Consider the following 19025-nt stretch of genomic DNA (forward strand, 5'->3'; position numbering starts at 1 on the left):
CCCGCAGGTCCACCTCTATGCTGCTGTGGACATCATATGTCAGATCTCACATCCGAACCTTGGAGTGACATGCGCTCACAAACCGGGAGCCAGCTCCCCTCCGCACAGAGCCGCTCGGGCGACGGCATCGATCTCGTGAACGTCGTGAAACGGTTCGGGGAGACCGTCGCCGTCTCGGGCGCCGACCTCTCCCTGCCTCGCCACGGTCGCATGTCGATCATCGGCCCCAGCGGGTGCGGGAAGTCGACGATCCTGTCGATGATCTCCGGCCTGCTCGACCCCACCGAGGGCGTCGTTCGGGTCGAGGGCGCGACGACGATGAAGGAGCGGCTCGCGCGGTGCGCGTGGATGCCGCAGCGCGACCTCCTCCTCCCGTGGCGCGATGTCGCGGGCAACGCCGCGCTCGCGCTGGAGAACCACGGGATCTCCAAGAAGGAGGCTCGCGGGCGGGTGCTCGAGCTGATCGACCGGTTCGGCCTGTCCGGCTTCGAGCGGAAGTTCCCGCACCAGCTCTCGGGCGGCATGCGTCAGCGGGTCTCGTTCCTGCGCACGATGGCGGCGGGCAAGGACGTGCTCCTGTTCGACGAGCCGTTCGGTGCGCTCGACTCCATCACCCGTGCGGACCTCCAGCAGTGGCTGCGGCGCACCCTCGAGGAGACGCCGCGCACGACGGTGCTGGTCACCCATGACGTCGAGGAGGCGCTGCTCCTGGGCGACACCGTCGTCGTGATGAGCGCGCGGCCCGGCCGCATCGTGCAGACCGTCGACGTGGAGCTTCCGCAGACGGAGAACCGACGTGAGCTGATCCGCCACCCGGCCTTCGCCGAGCTGCGCGACGAGCTCCTGTCCCTGCTGGAGGTGGCCGAATGACCCTCGCCGAGACCATCCGGTCGTCCCGGACCAAGGCGCCGACACCCGGCGAGCGACAGACCCGTCGTCAGCAGCGGCTGACCGCGGTGGTGAAGCGGATCCTGCCGCCGACCGGGATCCTCCTGCTCGTGGGCGTCCTCTGGCAGGTGGCCAGCGACTCCTTCGGCGTCCCGAAGTACATCCTGCCCTCGCTGAGCGACATCTGGACCTCGGCCAGCGAGCGCTGGTCCGACACCTTCTCCAGCGCGACCCGGGTGACCCTGCAGGAGGTGCTGATCGGCTTCGCCTTCGCGATCGTCGTGGGCGTCGTCATCGCGCTGGCGCTCCACCTGTCCGCCACGTTGCGGACCGCCTTCATGCCGCTGCTCATCGGCTCGCAGGCCGTGCCCATCGTCGTCATCGCGCCCGTCCTGGCCATCATCTTCGGCTACACCTTGATGCCGAAGGTGATCGTGGTGGCCCTGATCTGCTTCTTCTCGATCGTGGTGAACACCATGCACGGCCTCTCGTCGGTCGACCCCGAGCTGATCAAGGTGATGCGCACCCTCGACGCGAGCCGGTGGGCGATCCTGCGGCGGGTGGAGATCCCGGCGGCGCTCCCGTCGTTCTTCACGGGTCTGCGGATCTCGGCGACCTACGCCTCCGTGGGCGCGGTCTTCGGCGAGTTCGCCGGGTCCTTGGACGGACTGGGCTACGTGATGATCCAGGCGACGTCCCAACTGCAGACGGACATGGTGTTCGTGGCGATCTTCATCCTCACGTTCATGTCCATCTCACTCTTCTTGGCCGTATCGATCGTCGAACGGCTCGTGTGCCCTTGGGCAAGAAAGGAAGATCGCCGATGAGGAATCTCAGCGTTCGCCGGAGGGCGACTCTTCTCGGGACCAGTCTGCTGCTCGCTGCCGGCATCATGACGGCGTGCGGCGACGACGGCGTCGGCTCGGGAGCCGACGGCAAGGTCAGCGTGCTGTTGGAGTGGTTCCCCAACCCCGACCACATCTCGCTCTACACCGCCCAGGACATCGGCGCCTTCGAGGACGAGGACCTGACGGTCAAGTTCCAGCCGCCGTCCAACAACACCGACTCCCTGAAGATGGTCAGCCTGGGACAGATGCCGCTGGCGATCTCCTACGCCAACGCGGTGATCAACGCCGAGGCGCAGGGCCTCGACGTCGTGGCCGTGGCGGCTCTGATCCCGACCACGCTCAACTCCCTGATCCTCAACCGCACCGACGATGTGCAGGAGATCGCGGACCTCAAGGGCAAGCCGATCGGCTCCTCGGGCGACCCGGTGTCGGAGGCCATGTGGGCCTACGCGCTGAAGGAGAACGGGTTCAAGGACGCGGACATCAAGTTCGTCGCGATCAACCAGGGCTACTCGCCGGCGATGATCTCCGGCCAGGTCAGCGCGATCATCGGTGCCTATCCCAACATCGAGAGCGTGGAGCTCAAGGAGAACGGGCTCGACCCGGTCTCCTACGCGGTGGGTGACGTCGGCGTGCCGACCTACGACGAGCTCGTGCTCATCGCCAACCGCACCAAGCTGGCCAAGGACAAGGACTACCAGGACGTCGTCAAGCGGTTCCTGGCCGGAGCCGCGAAGGGCGCTGCTCGGGCGCAGGAGGATCCCGCGGCGGCACTCGACGCGATCAAGCCGGTCGCCAAGGGCTACAGCGAGGAGAGCCTGCGCGAGATGGTCGACCTGACCGCGCCCCTGCTGGACAACCCGGACGGCTTCGGCCAGATGGACGTCGCCGAGTGGCAGGCGCTGGCCGACTGGCTGCTCGCGAACGGACAGCTGGACAAGGAGGTCGACGCCGCCGACGTCGTCAACACCGACTTCCTGCCGGAGGGCGGTGACACGCAATGACGGTCCAGGTCGCCCAGCGGCGACGCCAGGGCTGGACAGGTGAGCTGTGGGAGGCGATCGAGCCCACCCACCTGCGCATCCTCGAGCATCCGTTCATCACCGGGCTGACGACCGGCGAGCTGGCGCCCGACGCCTTCCTCCGCTTCCTGGCCCAGGACACGTACTACGTCAACGAGTACGCCCGCTCGCTCGCCGCCCTCAGCTCGACCGCGCCCACGATGGCACTGACCCGCTCGCTGCTCGAGCACGCATCGGGCGCGGTCGCCGCGGAGTCGACCCTGCACGCCGAGCTGGTCGCCATGCTGGGTGCGCCGTCCGACCTCCTCGCGCGGGTGGAGCCCAGCCCCACCGCGGCGGCGTACGTCGACTTCGTGACCGCACGCGTGCACACGGGATCGTTCTTCTCCGGGCTGGCGGCCGTGCTGCCGTGCATGTGGGTCTACGCCGAGGTGGGCGTGCACCTGGTGGCGCACGGGTCCTCGCACCCGGCGTACCAGCGCTGGATCGACAACTACGCCGGCTCCGGCTACCTCGACGAGGTCGACCGGATCCTCGACGACGTCGACGCCCTGGCGCAGGTCGTCGGCGCCCAGGAGCGGGCGCGCGCGGCCGAGATCGCGCTGACGGCGACGCGCTACGAATGGATGTTCTGGGACGCGGCCTATGCCGGGGAGCAGTGGCCCGCGCTTCCCTGATCCCACGGCGGGGGCCGGCCGCGCGCCGGCCTCCGCCGCGGTGCGCGAGCCGATCGGTGTGGCACGACGGGTGCTGTGGGGAGGACGCACGATGTCGGGTCGGCGGTGCCAGGTGCAGTAGTCTCGCTCCACCACATCGACATCACTCGAGGGAGTCACATGGGCGTGGACGACCAGGGTCGACTGGAGCACATGCAGCTGAAGGACCGTGTCTACCACCACCTGCGGGACGGGATCATCGACGGCTCCTACGACGTGGGTGCCGCGCTGCGCGAGGTCGAGATCGCCTCGCGGCTCGGTGTCAGCAAGACCCCCGTCCGTGAGGCCTTCGTCCGCCTCGAGAAGGATCGTCTCGTCGAGCTGATCCCGTACCGCGGCGCCGTGGTCGCCGGCTACACCGCGGCCGACCTCGAGGAGATCTCCCAGGTCCGCCAGCTCGTCGAGGGTGCGTGTGCGCGGTCCGCGGCCCGTCATGCGACCGAGCAGGACATCGCGGAGATCGAGCGCAACATCGAGCTCTCCCGCGAAGCACTGGAGAAGGGCCGGGTGGACCGGGTCGCCCAGCTCCTCGACGCCTTCGACCAGCTCATGTACCGGCACTCCCGCAACAAGTGGCTCGACGAGCTCGTGGAGAACCTGGAGGGCCATCAGCGCCGGATCGGGCGGCTGACCGTCGACATCCCCGGCCGGCTGGAGAAGTCGGTCGAGCAGCACCAGCGGATCCTCGACGCGATCCGCAACCACGACGAGCGTCGCGCCGAGCGCGCGATGCAGTCCCACATCGCCAGCGTCATGGACGACCGGCTGAAGGCGTTCGTCCGCGCCTCCTGAGCGTCCGTGTCCATCGACCGCCCGAGGCGGTCGCGCGCCCTCCCCGGTCCTCGTGTGGACCGCGACCCCGGGCGAGGTGAGCTCGGGCGTACCCGGGCGCCCGACCCGGACGCCCTCGGTCGCCGAGCCGGCGGCCGTCCTCTCGTGCGCCCGGAACAAGGGGGGCTCAACCGTTGTGGCGCGCGCCCGAAGCGACTACGATTTCAGATCTCACATGTAAAACATGATCTGACTTCCTGGCCCTGATCCGAAGGACCCGACCCGTGATCATCGACGCCCACACCCACATCCTCGGCCTGGCCGCCGATCCCGAGTTCACCGCGAGGTACGGGCGCGAGGGCGCCCTGTGCATCTACCGGGCCCGGGGCGAGCTGCCGAGCCACCGGATGCCCACCGAGGCGGAGTACGGCGCCTGCGGGCTGGCGCACGACGGGTTCTTGGAGATCGGTCCGGAGGAGATGATCGCCGCGCACCCCGGATTCGACCGGATCGTCCTGCTGGCCATGTCGCCGCAGTTCCTCGACGGCCGGCTGATCGGCACGGTCGACAACCTCGGTGTCACGTCGGTCGCCGGACCGCCGACGCCGGAGAAGTGCAACGACTACATCGCCGACCTGCAGGCCCAGCACCCGGATGTGTTCATCGGATTCGGCTCGGTCAACCCCAACCACCGGGGCGTGAAGGCCGCTGTCGCCGAGCTCGAGAGGTCCGTGGTCGAGCTCGGCCTCCAGGGGCTGAAGCTGTACCCCATGTACCAGCACTGGTCGCCGGCCGACCCGATCCTGTCCTTCCCGATCTTCGAGAAGGCGGCCGAGCTCGACATCCCGGTGCTGGTGCACCAAGCGGGGTCGACGCGGGTCGACGCGCGGATGGAGTTCGCCCGCCCCGCGCTCCTCGACGACGTCGGTCGACACTTCCCCAGCGTGCGCCTCCTCATCGCGCACTGCGGGACGCCGTGGGTCGAGGAGGCCATGTTCATGTGCACGAAGCACCCGAACTTCTTCGCCGAGCTGAGCTACCACGTGTCCACCGTGACCTCCGAGGAGCTGTATCGGTGGCTGCTGCACCTGGAGCAGATGTTCGTGCCGCTGGAGAAGGTCGTCTTCGGGTCGGACTACCCGGGCTTCACCTACGACCCGGTGCGGCTGCGGGACAAGGTGCTGGGCGTGAACGACATCGCGCGCCGCCTGGACATGCCCGAGATCCCGCAGGCCAAGCTCGACGGCATCGTGGGCGACAACTTCGCGCGGATCATGCGGCTGGTCGGCTGAGATGCGGCGATGGACGGCGCGGCCGGCGGGACCGGCGGGACCGACGGGACCGGCGGGACCAGTGCGGGGAGAGAGTGGGATCGGGAATGACTGAGTCGACCGCACAGTGGCTGCGCGCATCGTGCCCCGAGGTCTGGAGCTCGTTGCACGGGCATCCGTTCCTGAGCGACATGGCCGCCGGCACGTTGAGCCTGGAGCGCTTCCGGTTCTACCTCGAGCAGGACACGATGTACCTGGGCGAGTACGCCAAGTGCATGGCCCTGGGCGCCGCGCGAGGCCGATCGGTCGACGAGGTGGCCTGGCTGCGCGACTCCATGGACAACATCGTGGACAACGAGCTGCCCCGGAACAGGGAGCTGCTGCAGCGGGTGATCGACCTCGGGGCCGCCGACCGCGGCGGGTCGAGGGGCATGGCGCCCACGACACTGGCCTACACGTCGTACCTCACCTCGACCGCCTACCGTGGCGATGCCCTCGACGTGATGACGGTGATCCTCCCGTGCGCGGTGAGCTATCGCGAGATCGCGCTCGAGCTCGTCGACCAGATCGCCCCCGACTCGCTCTACACGGCCTGGATGGACTTCTTCGTCGGGGACTTCTACGGCGCTCGGCTGACCCGGATGCAGGCGAACCTCGACGAGCTCGCCGAGCGGGCGGACCCGAGCCGGCGGGAGGTGCTGCGCGAGGAGTTCGCCACCGCGAGCCGTCTCGAGGTCGCCTTCTGGGACATGGCCTACGACTGCCGCCAGTGGCCGGACCTCGCGGTGGCTCCCGGCTGATCCGGGTCACGCCCCGCACTCACCCACGACGTACGACAGGAGCTCGGCCATGCGATGGTCCAACTGGTACGGCAACCAGACGTGCTCACCGGCGGAGGTGCTGCTGCCCCGCACCGAGGACGAGGTGGTCGCGGCCGTCGAGCGGGCGGTCCGTGACGGACGGGTGGTGCGGGCGGCCGGCTCCGGCCACTCCAACGTCGCGCTGGTGCCGACCGACGGACAGGTCATCGACCTGCGCGCGATGTCCGGGCTGGTCGACGTCGACCGGGAGGCCCGGCAGGTGACGGTGCGCGCGGGCACCCGTATCCAGGACCTGGGCCCGCTGCTGTGGGAGCACGGCCTGAGCCTGGCCAACCAGGGAGACATCGACGGACAGCAGATCGCGGGCGCGATCGCGACCGGCACCCACGGCACGGGGCAGCACCTCGGGTCGTTGTCGAGCGCCGTCCTCGGTGCCCGCGTGGTGCGGGCCGACGGCAGTGTGGCGTCGGTCGACGCATCGACTCCGGAGTGGCTGCGCGCCGTCCGGACCTCGCTGGGTGCTCTCGGTGTGCTGACCGAGCTGACCCTCCAGGTCTCCGACGCCTACGGCCTGGCCGCCGAGCTGGAGCCCTGCACCTTCTCCGAGCTGGCCGGCTCCTGGCGCGAGCGCCTGGCGCGCCACCGGCACTTCCTCTGCTACTGGTTCCCGAGCCCGGCCGCGGCGTCGGCGTGGTTCACCTTCGACCCGCCTCTGGGCGACGACACGGTCCTGATCAAGACGATGGACCAGGTCCCCGCGGACGCGGCCGCGCAGGAGACGCCGCGACGGGTCGACCGCGCGTACCGGGTCTTCGCCGATCCCTGCGAGCCGACCTTCCACGAGCTCGAGTTCATGGTGCCCGTCGACCAGGCCATCGACGCGCTCGGCGAGGTGCGCACGATGCTCCGCTCGCGCCACCCCGAGCACCCGCTGCCCCTCGAGGTGCGGTTCGTCGCGGCGGACGACGCCCACCTCAGTCCGTTCGCCGCGCGGGCATCGTGCGCGATCTCGGTGTCGGGGGTGATGGGCGAGGACAACGCCGCGGTCTTCGCCGACTGTGAGCGGGTGTTCGCGCAGTTCGACGGCCGGCCGCACTGGGGCAAGTGGCATCCGTACGACGCCGCCGACCTGTCCCGCCTCTACCCGGAGTGGGACGGCTTCCGCGCCGTCCGGGCCGCCTTCGACCCCGGCGGCACCTTCACCAACCCCTACCTCGAGCGCCTGCTCGGGCCGATCGGATCCGGAGCCGCCCGATGACCATCGCACCCGCCCCCTTCGCCAACCTCGTCGACGGGCAGCAGGCCGAGGCCGAGTCCGGTGCATGGCTGCCGGTCGTGGACCCCTCGACGGGGGAGGCCTTCACGACGGCTCCCGACTCGGGACGTGCGGATGTCGACCGTGCCGTCGCCGCGGCGACCAGGGCGGCCCGCAGCTGGGGGGACACGACGCCGGCCCGGCGGTCCGGCGTACTGCTCGCGCTGGCCGACGCCATCGCCGAGCACCGCGACGCGTTCGTGGCCGATGACTCGCAGAACGCCGGGAAGCCGATCGGCACGGTCGGCGACGAGGTCGACGGCGGACTCGACAGCCTGCGCTACTTCGCGGGCGCGGCACGGGTCCTGGAGGGCAGGAGCGCGGGGGAGTACCTGTCGGGCGCGACCTCGCTGGTGCGCCGGGAGCCGGTCGGCGTGGTCGGTCAGATCGCCCCGTGGAACTACCCGCTGATGATGGCGCTGTGGAAGATCGGGCCGGCGCTGGCGGCCGGGAACACCGTCGTGCTCAAGCCGGCCCCGCTGACCCCGGTGTCGACGCTGCGCCTGGCGGCGGTGGCTGCCGAGGTGCTGCCTCCGGGTGTGCTGAACGTGGTCGCCGGCGGCAACGACGTCGGCGCCGCGATCGTGGAGCATCCGGATGTCGCGATGGTCGCGCTGACCGGCTCGGTCGCGACCGGCCGGGCGATCGCCCGGGCGGCGGCGGACACCCTGAAGCGGGTGCACCTCGAGCTGGGCGGGAAGGCGCCGGTGGTGGTCTTCGACGACGCCGACATCCCGGCTGCCGCCGCCGCCATCGTCGGCGGTGGCTTCTGGAACGCCGGGCAGGACTGCACCGCCGCCACGCGGGTCCTGGTGACGCCCGCACGCTATGACGAGCTGGTCGAGGAGGTCGTCCGGGGTGCGCGTGCGCTGGTGATCGGCGACCCGTCGGACCCGGCGACGACCCTCGGTCCGCTCATCAGCGCGTCCCAGCGCGCGCGGGTCGCGGGTCTGGTCGAGGGGCGCGGGCGCGGTGTCGAGGTGCTCACCGGTGGCGAGGCCCCCGAGCGGCCGGGCTTCTACTTCGAGCCGACGGTCGTCACGGGCGCCACCGACGCCGACGACCTGATCCAGCAGGAGATCTTCGGGCCGGTCGTGACGATCCAGCGGGTGGCCGACGAGGAGGAGGCGGTGCGCGCCGCCAACGCGACGCCGTACGGCCTGGTCGCCTCGGTCTGGACCCACGACGTCGGTCGGGCGATGCGGATGACGAAGGCACTGAGGTTCGGGACCGTCTGGGTGAACGACCACTTCCCGGTGACCCCGGAGATGCCCTTCGGTGGCTGCAAGCAGTCGGGCTACGGCAAGGACCTGTCCAGCTACGCGCTGGAGGAGTACACCTTCGTCAAGCACGTCCTCCTCCGTCATGGCTGACGCGGCGGTGCCGGTGCTGCGGCGGATCCACCACGTCGCCTTCGCCGAGGAGGAGGGCGCGGTGCTGGTGGGTCGCCTCCGGGAGCTGTTCGGCCTCGAGGTGGACAGCGAGGAGTCGGCGCTCGGGTTCGTCGAGCGGATGCTCCCGGTGGGCGAGTGCCACCTGCAGGCACTCGAGGCGACCGGCGAGGGGGTGGTGCGCAGCTCGCTCGCGCGCCGCGGCCCCGGACTGCACCATGTCGCGTTCGAGGTCGACGACCTCGCGGCGGTGCTCCGGCACCTCGAGGACAACGGCGTCGAGCTGATCGACCGGCAGCCACGACGAGGTGGGGGCGGTCACCTGATCGCCTTCGCCCACCCGCGGTCCTTCGGCGGGATCCTGGTCGAGCTCGTCGAGGCGTCCCCGTCCGTGCCCTCCTAGATGAGTAACTCCAAGGGCTCGCACGCTCCGCGACGCTCACCGCGCGCGCTGGCGGCGTTGCAGACGCTCGACGTGCGCCCAGCATGCCTTCGCGCCTAGGTCTGAACGAAGTGGCCTTTGCCATCGCACGCGTTGAGCGCCGCTCGCTTGCACGATCCCTTGGAGTCACTCATCTAGAGCGTGGTCGAGGGCGTGGCGCGGCTCGCCTCCTGCTCGCGCAGCACGTTGCGGCGGATCTTCCCGGTCTGCGTCTTCGGCAGGTCGGTGACGACGTGCACGACCCGGGGACACTTGTACGCCGCGAGCCGGTCACGGGCGAACGCGACGAGCTCCTCCGGGGTGGCCGCGGCTCCGGCCTTGAGCGACACGTAGGCCACCACCACCTCGCCCCGGTAGTCGTCCGGGAGGCCGACGACGGCGACCTCGTGCGCCGCGGGGTGCGCGTAGAGGGTGTCCTCCACCTCGCGGGGCCAGACCTTGTAGCCCGAGGTGTTGATCTGGTCCTTGAGCCGGTCGACGAGGTAGACCCAGCCCTCGGCGTCGATGATCGCCCCGTCGCCGGTGTGCAGCCAGCCCTCCGGCATCGCCGCGGCGGTCTCCTCGGGCCTGCGCCAGTAGCCCGGAACGACCTGCGGGCCGCGGAGCACCAGCTCGCCCTGCTCGCCCGGCGGCAGGGGACGGCCGGAGCCGTCCACCACCCGGGCGTCGAGGCCGGGGAGGGGAACTCCCACCGACAGCGTGCCGCTGGCCTCGTCGACGGGCGCCTGTGCACCCAGGGGGACGGCGATGACACCCGAGGACGTCTCGGTCATCCCGTAGATGTTGTGGATGTAGACGCCGAAGCGCTCGCGGAAGCGGCTGACGGTCGAGGGTGGGATCGGTGCTCCGCCGCTGTAGACCGACCGCAGCGAGGCGAAGTGCTCGCGGGACGCGTGCGGAAGCTGCGCGATGGCGTTGAACGCCGTGATCGAGCCGATCGTGAAGGTCACCCGGTGCTCCACGAAGGCGTCGATCGCGACGGCCGGGTCGAACCGGTTCGTCATCACCAGCAGGGCGTCGTGCAGCAAAGCGATCGTCGCGTTGATGACCGCGCCGGTGATGTGGAACAGCGGGGCCATGGCGTACACCGCATCGCCCGGCCGCAGCTCGATCCAGGGCGCATAGGTGCCGGTGACCGCCAGCAGGTTCGCGTGGGTGTTCATGGCGCCCTTGGGGGGGCCGGTGGTCCCCGAGGTGTAGGTCAACAGGGCGACGTCGTCGCCGCGCAGCGCCGCCGGGAGCGGTCCGGTGCCGCGGAACTCGGCGATCAGCTCCTCGAGGTCGTACTCCGCGGGGGTGGGTCGCCGGCTCCCGTCGGGGAACACGCGGGGATCGTCGCGGCTCTGGAAGGCGAGCGCACTGGTGCTGGCCATCCACTCCACGGAGCTGCCGACCAGGGTCCGCGCCGTGTCCGGCACGTCGGTGTCGGCGCACACGATGCCGACGGCGCCCGCATCGTCGACCAGGCGGCGCAGCTCCTGGCCGCGGTACATCGGGTTCAGCACCAGGCCGGTCGCGCCGAGCTTCCAGAGGGCGAGCAGGCACAGCGCGAACGGGGGGATGTTCTGCAGGTGGATCCCGACCCGGTCCCCGCGGCGGGTGCCGAGCGAGTGGAAGCCGGCGGCCAGCGCGTCGGTGAGCTCGTCGACCTCACGTGCGGTCAGGATCGCGTCGAAGTAGGCGATCGCCGGCGCGTCCGGGTCGCGCGCGACCCGGGCCCGCCACGCGTCGACCAGGGACGGCGCGGAGGTGGGCTCCGCCTGGGTGACCGCCTCGGTGTAGAGGGCGGTCCACCGCCTGTTCTCCATGGGGACCTCCTGAGATGGGACCGAGCCGTCGGGCCGGTCCTCGCTAGGACGGGATCTGGTGCAGGAGCAGCCGCACGATGTGGTCCACGCGTCGATCCTGGAACGCTCGGCTCCATCCCCGCTGGCCCATGCCGGCGACGATCGTGGCGTCGTGCTCGAGAGGGAAGTAGCACATGCCGATGAGGCTCAAGAAGAGCTGGTCGGGGGCGGCGGTCGCCTCGGCGACGCCTGCGCGGGTCATCACCGCGACCATGCGGTCCGCGAAGCGCTGGTCATGACGAGGGAGCTCCTCGCGCTGGCCGGCATGCTCCAGCGCGTCGCGGGTCAGCAGCCACACGAAGGTGGGGTTGGCGAGGAGGAAGTCCACGTAGCCGCGGATGAGCAGGCGCAGTGCCTCCTCGCCCGCCTCGGGTGCTCGCTCCAGGACCTGCTCGGCCTGGGTGGCCACTTCGTCGAGCGCCGCGTTGCGCCGGTCGAACACACGCTGCAGCACGGCGTCGTGCAACTCCTCCTTGGAGCCGAAGAAGTAGCCCGGCAGCCCGACCGAGACGGTGGCGCGGTCCGCGATCGCGGCCAGCGAGGCGCCCTGGAAGCCGAGGTCGGCGAAGAGCTGCTCGGCCGCGTCGAGGATCGCGGCCCGCGACCGGTCCGCGTCGCGGCTCCGCCCGGCGCGCTTGCCCGCCGGCACCGGCTCCACCTGCTCGTCCATCGGTTCCTGCCCCCCAGTCTCGGTCGTGTGCACCCGCAGAGTACGGCACAAACCGGGCACGGTGCGTGGTTCTTCCTAACTATTTGTGCATGCAGTTAGTACTTCACAGGCCCTGCTTTGTGGGCTAGTGTCCCGAACCACAGCGGGAAAGAAGGCCAGTCTTAGTGGTCGCCATCACTTGCTGTACGAACATTCAGTTAAGGCTCGGGTCGGACCCGGGTCCGGCAGAGGCCCACGAGGCGCCGCATCGGCGCCGGAGGAGGATCGCCCCTTGTTCACCATCGAGCCGCTGGTCGTGGCCTATGGCCCGCACCGCGAGAAGAGCCGGTTCACGTACATGCACAACGCCGGCGTGCCCATCGACATCCCCTATGTCGCCTGGCTGGTGCGGGGGCAGGGGTTCGCCGCGCTGGTCGACGTCGGGTGCAGCGCGGACGACTACAACCAGCACATCCGTCCCGTCGACCGTGAGCTGGTGCACGTCGGCCAGGTGTTCGCCGACGTCGTCGACGTCAAGCCCATCGAGTCCCACCTGCGTGAGCGCGGGATGAAGCCCTCCGACATCGACGTCACCGTCCTGACCCACCTCGACTGGGACCACTGCATGACGATGGAGCCGTTCGGCAACAGCGAGATCCTGGTGCAGCGCGAGGAGTGGCAGCGCACGCCCTCGCACGAGATGTTCGCGACGTCGTTCGCCCCGACCGAGCACTACCAGCGCATCGAGGAGATGGGCCTGACCCAGCTCGACGGCGACCACCAGATCGCCGACGGCTTCGACCTCCTGCTCACCCCGGGACACACCCACGGCGGCCAGTCGGCGGTGGTCAAGACCTCGGAGGGCACCTACGTCATCGCCGGCATGTGCGTGCTCAAGGAGAACTTCTATCCCTCCGAGGAGGAGGCCGAGCACTTCCAGGTCATCCCTCCCGGAGGCCACACCGACCTCTTCCAGGCCTACGACCAGATGGTGCGCCTCAAGGAGCTGGGCGGCGACAACGTGCTGCCGCTGCACATGACCGAGGCCTTCGACCTCGGCCAGATCGGAACCCTGCCCGACTGACCCACCCTCCCCATCCCTCTCCTACCCCCTCTCCCGATCCGTCACCCCGCCCGAACCCGGCGACCCGAACTCACGTGATGTGCGCGACGACTCCACGGAGGAGACACATGCGGAAGAAGATCTCCACGCTCCTGACCTGCTCGGTCCTCTTGGCCCTGTCCGCCTGCGGCCTCGGCAGCTCGGGCTCCGACACCGACAGCGACGACACGATCAAGATCGGCACCCTCTTCTCGGTCTCGGGAGCGGGAGCCAACCTCGGCGACAAGATGCGCAAGGGCGCCGAGCTGGCCGTCAAGCAGGTCAACGCCGACGGCGGCATCGACGGCAAGAAGATCGACTGGGTCTTCTACGATCCCGCGGGCGACACCTCCACCGCCGTGCAGCAGACCAACCGGATGCTGGACAGTGACGGCGTCGAGCTGATCGTCGGTGGCGGCGGCTCCTCGGGCATCGCCTTGGCGATGGACCCGATCACCAGCGGTCGAGGTGTCGCGTTCATCGCCACCGAGGGCGCCCGCCAGATCGTCGAGCCCGCTGCCGAGGCGCACCCGCTGACGTTCAAGACCACCTTCAACGACACCGTCATGGTGGAGCGGCTGATCGCCTTCTGGAAGGCCCACGACATCACCCGGGTGGCCTTCATGCCGGACACCTCGAGCTTCGGACAGTCGGCGCAGGAGGAGCTCGAGCGGCTCGCCCCCGAGGCTGGGATCAAGGTCTTCACCGCCGCGTTCGACCCGGCGGCCAACGACCTCACCCCGCAGGTGAAGCGGCTGGCCGGCAACGATCCGCAGGCCTACCTGGCCTGGACGATCACCCCAGCGGGCGTGACCTTCCTCAAGAACCTGCGCAGCGTGCTCGGCGACAGCGACGTGATGGTCATGCACGGATTCGGCTTCGTGGACGACCGGTACATGCAGCAGGCCGGGGCCGCGTCGACCGGCACGATCCTGGTCTCGCCGAAGCTGCCCGTCTGGGACCGGATCGACGCGAGCGACCCGCAGCAGCCGGTGATGGAGGACTTCGCCACGGCTTACGCCGAGGAGTACGGCGGTGAGCAGCCCAACGTCTACGCGGGCCAGGCCTACGACGCGATGATGGTCGCCGTGGCGGCGCTGCGCGCGACCGGAGGAGACACCGACGGCGAGAAGATCGCCGATGCCGTCGAGGCTCTGGGCACCCACGTCGGCGTCACCGGCGCCTTCAAGTTCACCGCTGACGACCACAGCGGCCTCACGGTGGACGATGTCGCCGTGATCCAGTGGGACGGCTCCCGCTTCGTCCCCGTGGAGTGACCCGTGGACACCGGTCTGCTCATCCAGGTCATCCTGTCCGGGCTCAGCGTCGGCGCGATCTATGCGCTCGTGGCGGTGGGGTTCGGCGTGATCTTCAACGCCACCGGCGCGATCAACTTCGTCCAGGGCGAGTACGTCATGGTCGGGGGTCTGAGCGCGGCGATGCTCTACGAGGCCTGGGACGTGCCCGTCCTCGTCGCCATCGTGGCCGCGGTCGCGCTGACGGTCCTGCTCGGGGTGCTCACCGAGTTCGGGCTGCTCGGCTTCGGCCGGCTGCGCACCCCCGCGAGCATCACCATCGCGACCATCGCGATCGCCGTCATCATCAAGGGCGCGGCCATGCTCATCTCCGATCGCGACACGTATGCCCTGCCGTCGGTCCTCGGAGCCGGCTCACTGCAGGTGTGGGGCGCCTCGACGAGCCGCCAGACGGTGCTGAACCTGCTCCTCGCGGTCGTGGCCGTGGTGGCACTCGCACTGTTCTTCCAGCGCACCAAGCTGGGCACGACCCTGCGCGCGGCGGCCGGTGACTCGGAGACCCTCCAGACCTTCGGCGTCTCCTACCGCACCACCGCGCGCTGGGCGTTCGTCATCGCCGCGGCGCTGGGTGCCGTGGCCGGAGCCGGGCTGGCGCCGCTGACGGTCATGTCCTTCGACTCGGGCACCCTGCTCGGCCTCAAGGGCTTCGCCGCCGCGATGCTCGGTGGACTCGGCAACCCGCGGGGCGCCCTCGCCGGCGGCCTGATGCTGGGGATCGCCGAGGCCGTCATGTCGGGCTACGGCGCGGCGGCGTACGCCGACGTGGTGGCCTTCGTCGTGCTGCTGGCGATCCTCACGCTGCGGCCCACCGGCATGTTCGGCACGGCCCAGGCGGTGCGGACTTGAGGGGCCGTCGCGGCGCGTCCGATGGGACCCGGCGCCGACGTACCGCCTGGGAGCTGTGGGTCACGATCGGCCTGCTGGTCGTGCTTCCGCTGCTCGCCGCCACCGACTACTCCCTGCACATCTGGACCCGGATGGCGATCTTCCTCATCCTGCTGACCGGTCTGAACCTGATCCAGGGCGTCGCCGGGATGACCTCCCTGGCCCAGGCGGGCTTCTTCGGTCTCGGTGCGTACGCCGCGGGGATCTCCGCCGTGCGCTACGACCTGCCGCCGCTCGTGGCGCTCGTCGTCGCCCCGGTGGTCGTGACGCTGGTCGCGCTGCTGGTGGGCGTGCTCTCGATGCGCCTCAAGGAGATCTACTTCACGATGGCGACCCTCGGCGCCGGATTCGTGCTCTTCCTGCTGTTCGGGCGGATGGTCGAGCTGACCGGCGGCCCCAACGGGCTGGTCGGCATCCCGCCCTTCTCGATCGGGGGGCTGGAGTTCACCGAGCCGATCATGAGGTACGCACTGGTCGCGGTCCTGGCGGCCCTCGGCGCCGTGGTGGCGCACAACCTCCTGGTCTCCCGGACCGGGCGGGCGCTGCGGGCCTACGGCGCCTCGGAGCCAGCCGCACTGGCCGTCGGTGCCAGCCCGTTCCGGCTGCGCCTGCTGGCGTTCGGGCTGAGCGGCTTCTACGCCGGCGTCGCCGGCGCGCTCGAGGCGTTCGACTCCCGCTTCATCAGTCCCTCGACGTTCGACTTCATGACGGCGGTGCTGCTGGTCGTCGCCCTGGTGGTCTCCGGCGCCGGCCGGATGGTCGGGCCCATCCTCGGGGCCCTGCTGCTCACCGGCATCGAGGTCTTCGCCGCCGACTACGCCGACTACGAGCCGCTGATCATGGGCGTGATCTTCCTGGTCGCGGTGCAGCTGTTCCCGCGCGGCGTCGCCGGCGAGCTGGCGGTCCGCTGGGAGGAGCGTCGCGAGCGTGCCCAGCGGACCGGGGAGGCGGCGGGGCCGGCGGAGACTGCGGAAACGGCGAGGACGACGAGGACGACGGGGACGGACGGCGCCCCGGCGATGATCGAGGAGGTGGGGCGATGAGCGCCGGCCTGCAGATCAGCGGCGTCAGCAAGGCCTACGGAGGCCTGCAGGTGCTCCGTGACGTCACCCTGCGGGCTCCCGCCGGGTCGATCACCGCGGTGATCGGACCCAACGGGGCGGGCAAGAGCACGCTGGCGAACGTGATCTCCGGGTTCGTCACCCAGGACGCGGGGACGGTCGTGGTCAACGGCGCGACGCTGCCACCGGGGCGCGCGATGACCCGGGCGGCGCGTCGGCTCGGCCGGACCTTCCAGAATCTCGAGGTCTTCACCGGGATGACCGTGCTGCAGAACGTCGCGATGGGCGCGTACTCACGTCAGCGCGGAGGTCATCTGGCCGATCTCGTCCGCGGACCGCGGTCCCGGCGCGACGAGCGGGAGGTCCACGAGGCGGCGCGGGCGCTGCTCGACAGGTTCGGGCTCGAGGGACGGGCCGACTCGCTGGTGGAGTCACTGCCGTTCGGCGAGGCCAAGCTGGTCGAGATGGTGCGCGTCCTGGCGATGGAGCCGGAGGTCGTGGTGCTCGACGAGCCGGCGGCCGGCCTGCCGCCGGCGAGTGCGCTGCCGCTGGCGCAGACGATCGCGGGCATGGCGGCCGACGGCATCGGCGTCCTCCTCATCGAGCACAACATGAAGCTCGTGATGAGCATCTCCGAGCACGTGGTGGTCCTCGATCAGGGTCAGGTGCTCACCGAGGGCACGCCGACGCAGGTGCAGCAGGACGCACGCGTCATCGAGGCCTATCTGGGGCCCGGGCCCATGACCACCGAGGAGCTCACGCGATGAGCGGCAGTGAGGGACTGGTCGTCGAGGGCCTCGCCGTGCGCTACGGCCGGGTCGAGGTCGTGCACGGGGTGGACTTCCGCGCGCTGCCCGGTCAGGTCACCTGCCTGGTCGGCAACAACGGGGCCGGAAAGACCACGACGATCCGCGGGGTCCTCGGGCTCCAGTCCAGCCGGGCCCGACGGGTCACCTTCGACGGGCACAACCTGAGCGGGATGCCGCCGCACGCCGTCGCCCGGCGCGGCATCGCGCTGGTGCCCGAGGGCCGGCGGGTCTTCGCCGACCTCACCGTGCTGGAGAACCTGCGGATGGGGGCGGTCCGCCGCAGCGGGGGGTGGCGCGACACCACGACCCTGGGCGAGGTCTACGAGCTGTTCCCCGAGCTGAGCGAGCGCGGTGAGAGTCGAGCGGGTCTGCTGTCCGGTGGTCAGCAGCAGATGCTGGCCATGGGCCGGGCGATGATGGCGCGTCCCGAGATGCTGGTCCTCGACGAGCCCTCGATGGGCCTGAGCCCCGTGCTGGTCAACCGGATCTACGAGGCACTGGTCGCGCTGCGTGACCAGGGCTTCACCATCCTCCTCTCCGAGCAGAACGCCAACCTGGCGCTCGAGCTCGCCGACCACGCCTACATCCTCGAGACCGGCCGTGTCGTCGAGGACGGTGTCGCCGCCGACCTGGCCGACTCCGCACGTGTCCGAGCCATCTACCTGGGAGCATGACGTGGACCTGTATCTCGACCCGACCGCGCTGGCGGCGCTCCTCGACCGGCCCGATGTCCGTGACATCCGGGTCGTCGACACCCGGGCGTCCCTGGCCGACGGGCCGCGCGGCCGGGACCTGTGGGCGGCCGGGCACATCCCGGGTGCGGTCCACGCCGACTGGCTCGACGACTGGGGCACGACCGTCGACGGCGTCGAGGGGATGCTGCCCGAGGCGGAGGAGTTCGCGACGGCGATGTCGCGGCTGGGCATCGGCGACGACACGCTGGTCGTCGCCTACGACGACAACGCGCTCTTCACCGCCTCACGCCTGGCCTGGGCGCTGCTGCACCACGGCCACGAGCGGGTCGCCGTCCTGGACGGTGGCCTCCCCGCCTGGGAGCGGGCCGGGATGCGGACGACCGACGAGACCGATGTCCCGGAGCCGGCCGCCTTCAGCGCCCGTCCAGGAGCGGGACTGCGCCGCTCGATGGCCGAGGTCCGCGCGCTGGTGGACCGCGGCGACGTACGTCTGGTCGACTGCCGTATGGAGGAGACCTTCTCGGCCTCGGCGGGGCGGATCCCGGGGGCCACGCGCCTCCCGGCGCCGACGCTGGTCGGCGACGACGGTCGGTTCAGGCGGGGCGAGGAGGTGGCCGCGCTGGCCGCTGCCGCCGGGGTCGACCGCGACGGCCCGACCCTTCTCTACTGCGGCGGCGGCGTCTCGGCGGCCGCGGTGCTCGTGGCGCTGCGTGAGGCCGGCTTCGACAACCTGTCGCTGTACGACGGATCGTGGTCCGAGTGGTCGCGGCACGAGGAGAACCCCGTGGAGGAGCACGCATGAGCACGACCCGTGGACCGGCTCCGCTCGGTGCCTACGCGCAGACGATCACCGCCGCCGGACTGTGCTTCGTCTCGGGCCAGGTGCCGGTCGACGACGCCGGCAGGCACAGCGAGGACGTGACCGGACAGGCCGAGCAGGTGTTCGCCAACCTGGCGGCCTGTCTGGCAGACGAGGCCCTCACCATGGCCGACGTCGTGTCCATCACGACCTTCCTGCGCGACATCGCCGACGGACCCACGGTCTCGTCGGTACGCGGCCGGTTCTTCGGGGACCACCGGCCGACCAGCACGGTCGTGGAGGTCTCCGGCCTCCTCGACCCGGCGTGGCGCCTCGAGGTCCAGGCGATCGCCGTGACCCGCGACCAGGACTAGCCA

General features: G+C 70.4%; 20 protein-coding genes. 18 read left to right on the forward strand and 2 right to left on the reverse strand.

The genetic code is table 11. The annotated features are described in order from the left end of the window. The first annotated feature begins 69 nt into the window (after positions 1 to 69). The 10 genes from KVF89_RS19730 (at position 70) to KVF89_RS19775 (ending at position 9446) form a co-directional block, all read left to right on the forward strand. Positions 70 to 870 carry an ABC transporter ATP-binding protein gene (locus tag KVF89_RS19730; RefSeq protein ID WP_257427932.1) on the forward strand — a complete coding sequence of 267 codons (801 nt, stop codon included), beginning with the start codon at positions 70 to 72 and terminating at the stop codon, positions 868 to 870. After that, positions 867 to 1715, forward strand: a complete 849-nt coding sequence (locus KVF89_RS19735; RefSeq protein ID WP_257427933.1) for an ABC transporter permease — start codon at positions 867 to 869, stop codon at positions 1713 to 1715. The genes KVF89_RS19730 and KVF89_RS19735 overlap by 4 nt, the downstream gene beginning before the upstream one ends. Continuing rightward, positions 1712 to 2740, forward strand: coding sequence for an ABC transporter substrate-binding protein (locus tag KVF89_RS19740; RefSeq protein ID WP_257427935.1), 1029 nt, complete (start codon positions 1712 to 1714; stop codon positions 2738 to 2740). Before KVF89_RS19735 ends, KVF89_RS19740 begins: the two co-directional genes overlap by 4 nt. Further along, positions 2737 to 3435: a thiaminase II gene (gene tenA / locus KVF89_RS19745; protein ID WP_257427937.1), complete on the forward strand. Its 699-nt coding sequence runs from the start codon at positions 2737 to 2739 to the stop codon at positions 3433 to 3435. The genes KVF89_RS19740 and tenA (KVF89_RS19745) overlap by 4 nt, the downstream gene beginning before the upstream one ends. Before the next feature lie 159 nt (positions 3436 to 3594). Then, the gene (locus tag KVF89_RS19750) at positions 3595 to 4266 is read left to right on the forward strand and encodes a GntR family transcriptional regulator (RefSeq protein ID WP_257427938.1); all 672 of its coding nucleotides are present in this window, start codon (positions 3595 to 3597) and stop codon (positions 4264 to 4266) included. A 263-nt stretch (positions 4267 to 4529) separates the two neighbouring features. Beyond that, complete coding sequence (locus KVF89_RS19755; RefSeq protein WP_257427939.1) at positions 4530 to 5537, forward strand: amidohydrolase family protein; 1008 nt, start codon at positions 4530 to 4532, stop codon at positions 5535 to 5537. An 86-nt stretch (positions 5538 to 5623) separates the two neighbouring features. Next, entirely contained in the window at positions 5624 to 6316 is a 693-nt protein-coding gene (gene tenA, locus KVF89_RS19760) for a thiaminase II (protein WP_257427942.1), read from the forward strand. A 49-nt stretch (positions 6317 to 6365) separates the two neighbouring features. Next, positions 6366 to 7595 carry a D-arabinono-1,4-lactone oxidase gene (locus tag KVF89_RS19765; RefSeq protein WP_257427943.1) on the forward strand — a complete coding sequence of 410 codons (1230 nt, stop codon included), beginning with the start codon at positions 6366 to 6368 and terminating at the stop codon, positions 7593 to 7595. Beyond that, complete coding sequence (locus tag KVF89_RS19770) at positions 7592 to 9025, forward strand: aminobutyraldehyde dehydrogenase (RefSeq protein ID WP_257427944.1); 1434 nt, start codon at positions 7592 to 7594, stop codon at positions 9023 to 9025. Before KVF89_RS19765 ends, KVF89_RS19770 begins: the two co-directional genes overlap by 4 nt. After that, positions 9018 to 9446 carry a VOC family protein gene (locus KVF89_RS19775; RefSeq protein ID WP_257427945.1) on the forward strand — a complete coding sequence of 143 codons (429 nt, stop codon included), beginning with the start codon at positions 9018 to 9020 and terminating at the stop codon, positions 9444 to 9446. The genes KVF89_RS19770 and KVF89_RS19775 overlap by 8 nt, the downstream gene beginning before the upstream one ends. A 173-nt stretch (positions 9447 to 9619) precedes the next feature. Here the strand turns inward: KVF89_RS19775 and KVF89_RS19780 are convergent, their stop codons facing one another. Both KVF89_RS19780 and KVF89_RS19785 read right to left on the reverse strand, forming a co-directional pair. Continuing rightward, positions 9620 to 11293: a class I adenylate-forming enzyme family protein gene (locus tag KVF89_RS19780; protein ID WP_257427946.1), complete on the reverse strand. Its 1674-nt coding sequence runs from the start codon at positions 11291 to 11293 to the stop codon at positions 9620 to 9622. Between the two features lie 43 nt (positions 11294 to 11336). Continuing rightward, a complete protein-coding gene (locus tag KVF89_RS19785) occupies positions 11337 to 12002 on the reverse strand; it encodes a TetR/AcrR family transcriptional regulator (RefSeq protein ID WP_257427947.1) in 666 nt (221 codons plus the stop codon). A 271-nt stretch (positions 12003 to 12273) separates the two neighbouring features. On the opposite strand from KVF89_RS19785, the gene KVF89_RS19790 reads away from it, so the two are divergent. From KVF89_RS19790 to KVF89_RS19825, 8 genes are all read left to right on the forward strand, one after another. Further along, positions 12274 to 13065, forward strand: coding sequence for an MBL fold metallo-hydrolase (locus tag KVF89_RS19790; RefSeq protein WP_257427949.1), 792 nt, complete (start codon positions 12274 to 12276; stop codon positions 13063 to 13065). A gap of 107 nt (positions 13066 to 13172) precedes the next feature. Beyond that, a complete protein-coding gene (locus KVF89_RS19795) occupies positions 13173 to 14360 on the forward strand; it encodes an ABC transporter substrate-binding protein (protein WP_257427950.1) in 1188 nt (395 codons plus the stop codon). A 3-nt stretch (positions 14361 to 14363) separates the two neighbouring features. After that, positions 14364 to 15245 carry a branched-chain amino acid ABC transporter permease gene (locus KVF89_RS19800; protein ID WP_257427951.1) on the forward strand — a complete coding sequence of 294 codons (882 nt, stop codon included), beginning with the start codon at positions 14364 to 14366 and terminating at the stop codon, positions 15243 to 15245. Then, positions 15242 to 16327: a branched-chain amino acid ABC transporter permease gene (locus tag KVF89_RS19805; RefSeq protein ID WP_257427952.1), complete on the forward strand. Its 1086-nt coding sequence runs from the start codon at positions 15242 to 15244 to the stop codon at positions 16325 to 16327. Before KVF89_RS19800 ends, KVF89_RS19805 begins: the two co-directional genes overlap by 4 nt. Further along, on the forward strand, positions 16324 to 17112 hold the full coding sequence (locus tag KVF89_RS19810) for an ABC transporter ATP-binding protein (RefSeq protein ID WP_257427953.1): 789 nt from the start codon (positions 16324 to 16326) through the stop codon (positions 17110 to 17112). The genes KVF89_RS19805 and KVF89_RS19810 overlap by 4 nt, the downstream gene beginning before the upstream one ends. Continuing rightward, positions 17109 to 17828 (forward strand): ABC transporter ATP-binding protein, encoded by a 720-nt coding sequence (locus KVF89_RS19815; RefSeq protein ID WP_257427955.1) that lies wholly within the window; start codon positions 17109 to 17111, stop codon positions 17826 to 17828. The genes KVF89_RS19810 and KVF89_RS19815 overlap by 4 nt, the downstream gene beginning before the upstream one ends. Before the next feature lies 1 nt (position 17829). Further along, a complete protein-coding gene (locus KVF89_RS19820) occupies positions 17830 to 18651 on the forward strand; it encodes a sulfurtransferase (RefSeq protein WP_257427956.1) in 822 nt (273 codons plus the stop codon). Beyond that, the gene (locus tag KVF89_RS19825; RefSeq protein WP_257427957.1) at positions 18648 to 19022 is read left to right on the forward strand and encodes a RidA family protein; all 375 of its coding nucleotides are present in this window, start codon (positions 18648 to 18650) and stop codon (positions 19020 to 19022) included. Before KVF89_RS19820 ends, KVF89_RS19825 begins: the two co-directional genes overlap by 4 nt. Positions 19023 to 19025: the final 3 nt, after the last annotated feature.

The organism is Nocardioides carbamazepini (genome assembly GCF_024614185.1).
GTDB classification, from domain to species: domain Bacteria; phylum Actinomycetota; class Actinomycetes; order Propionibacteriales; family Nocardioidaceae; genus Nocardioides; species Nocardioides carbamazepini.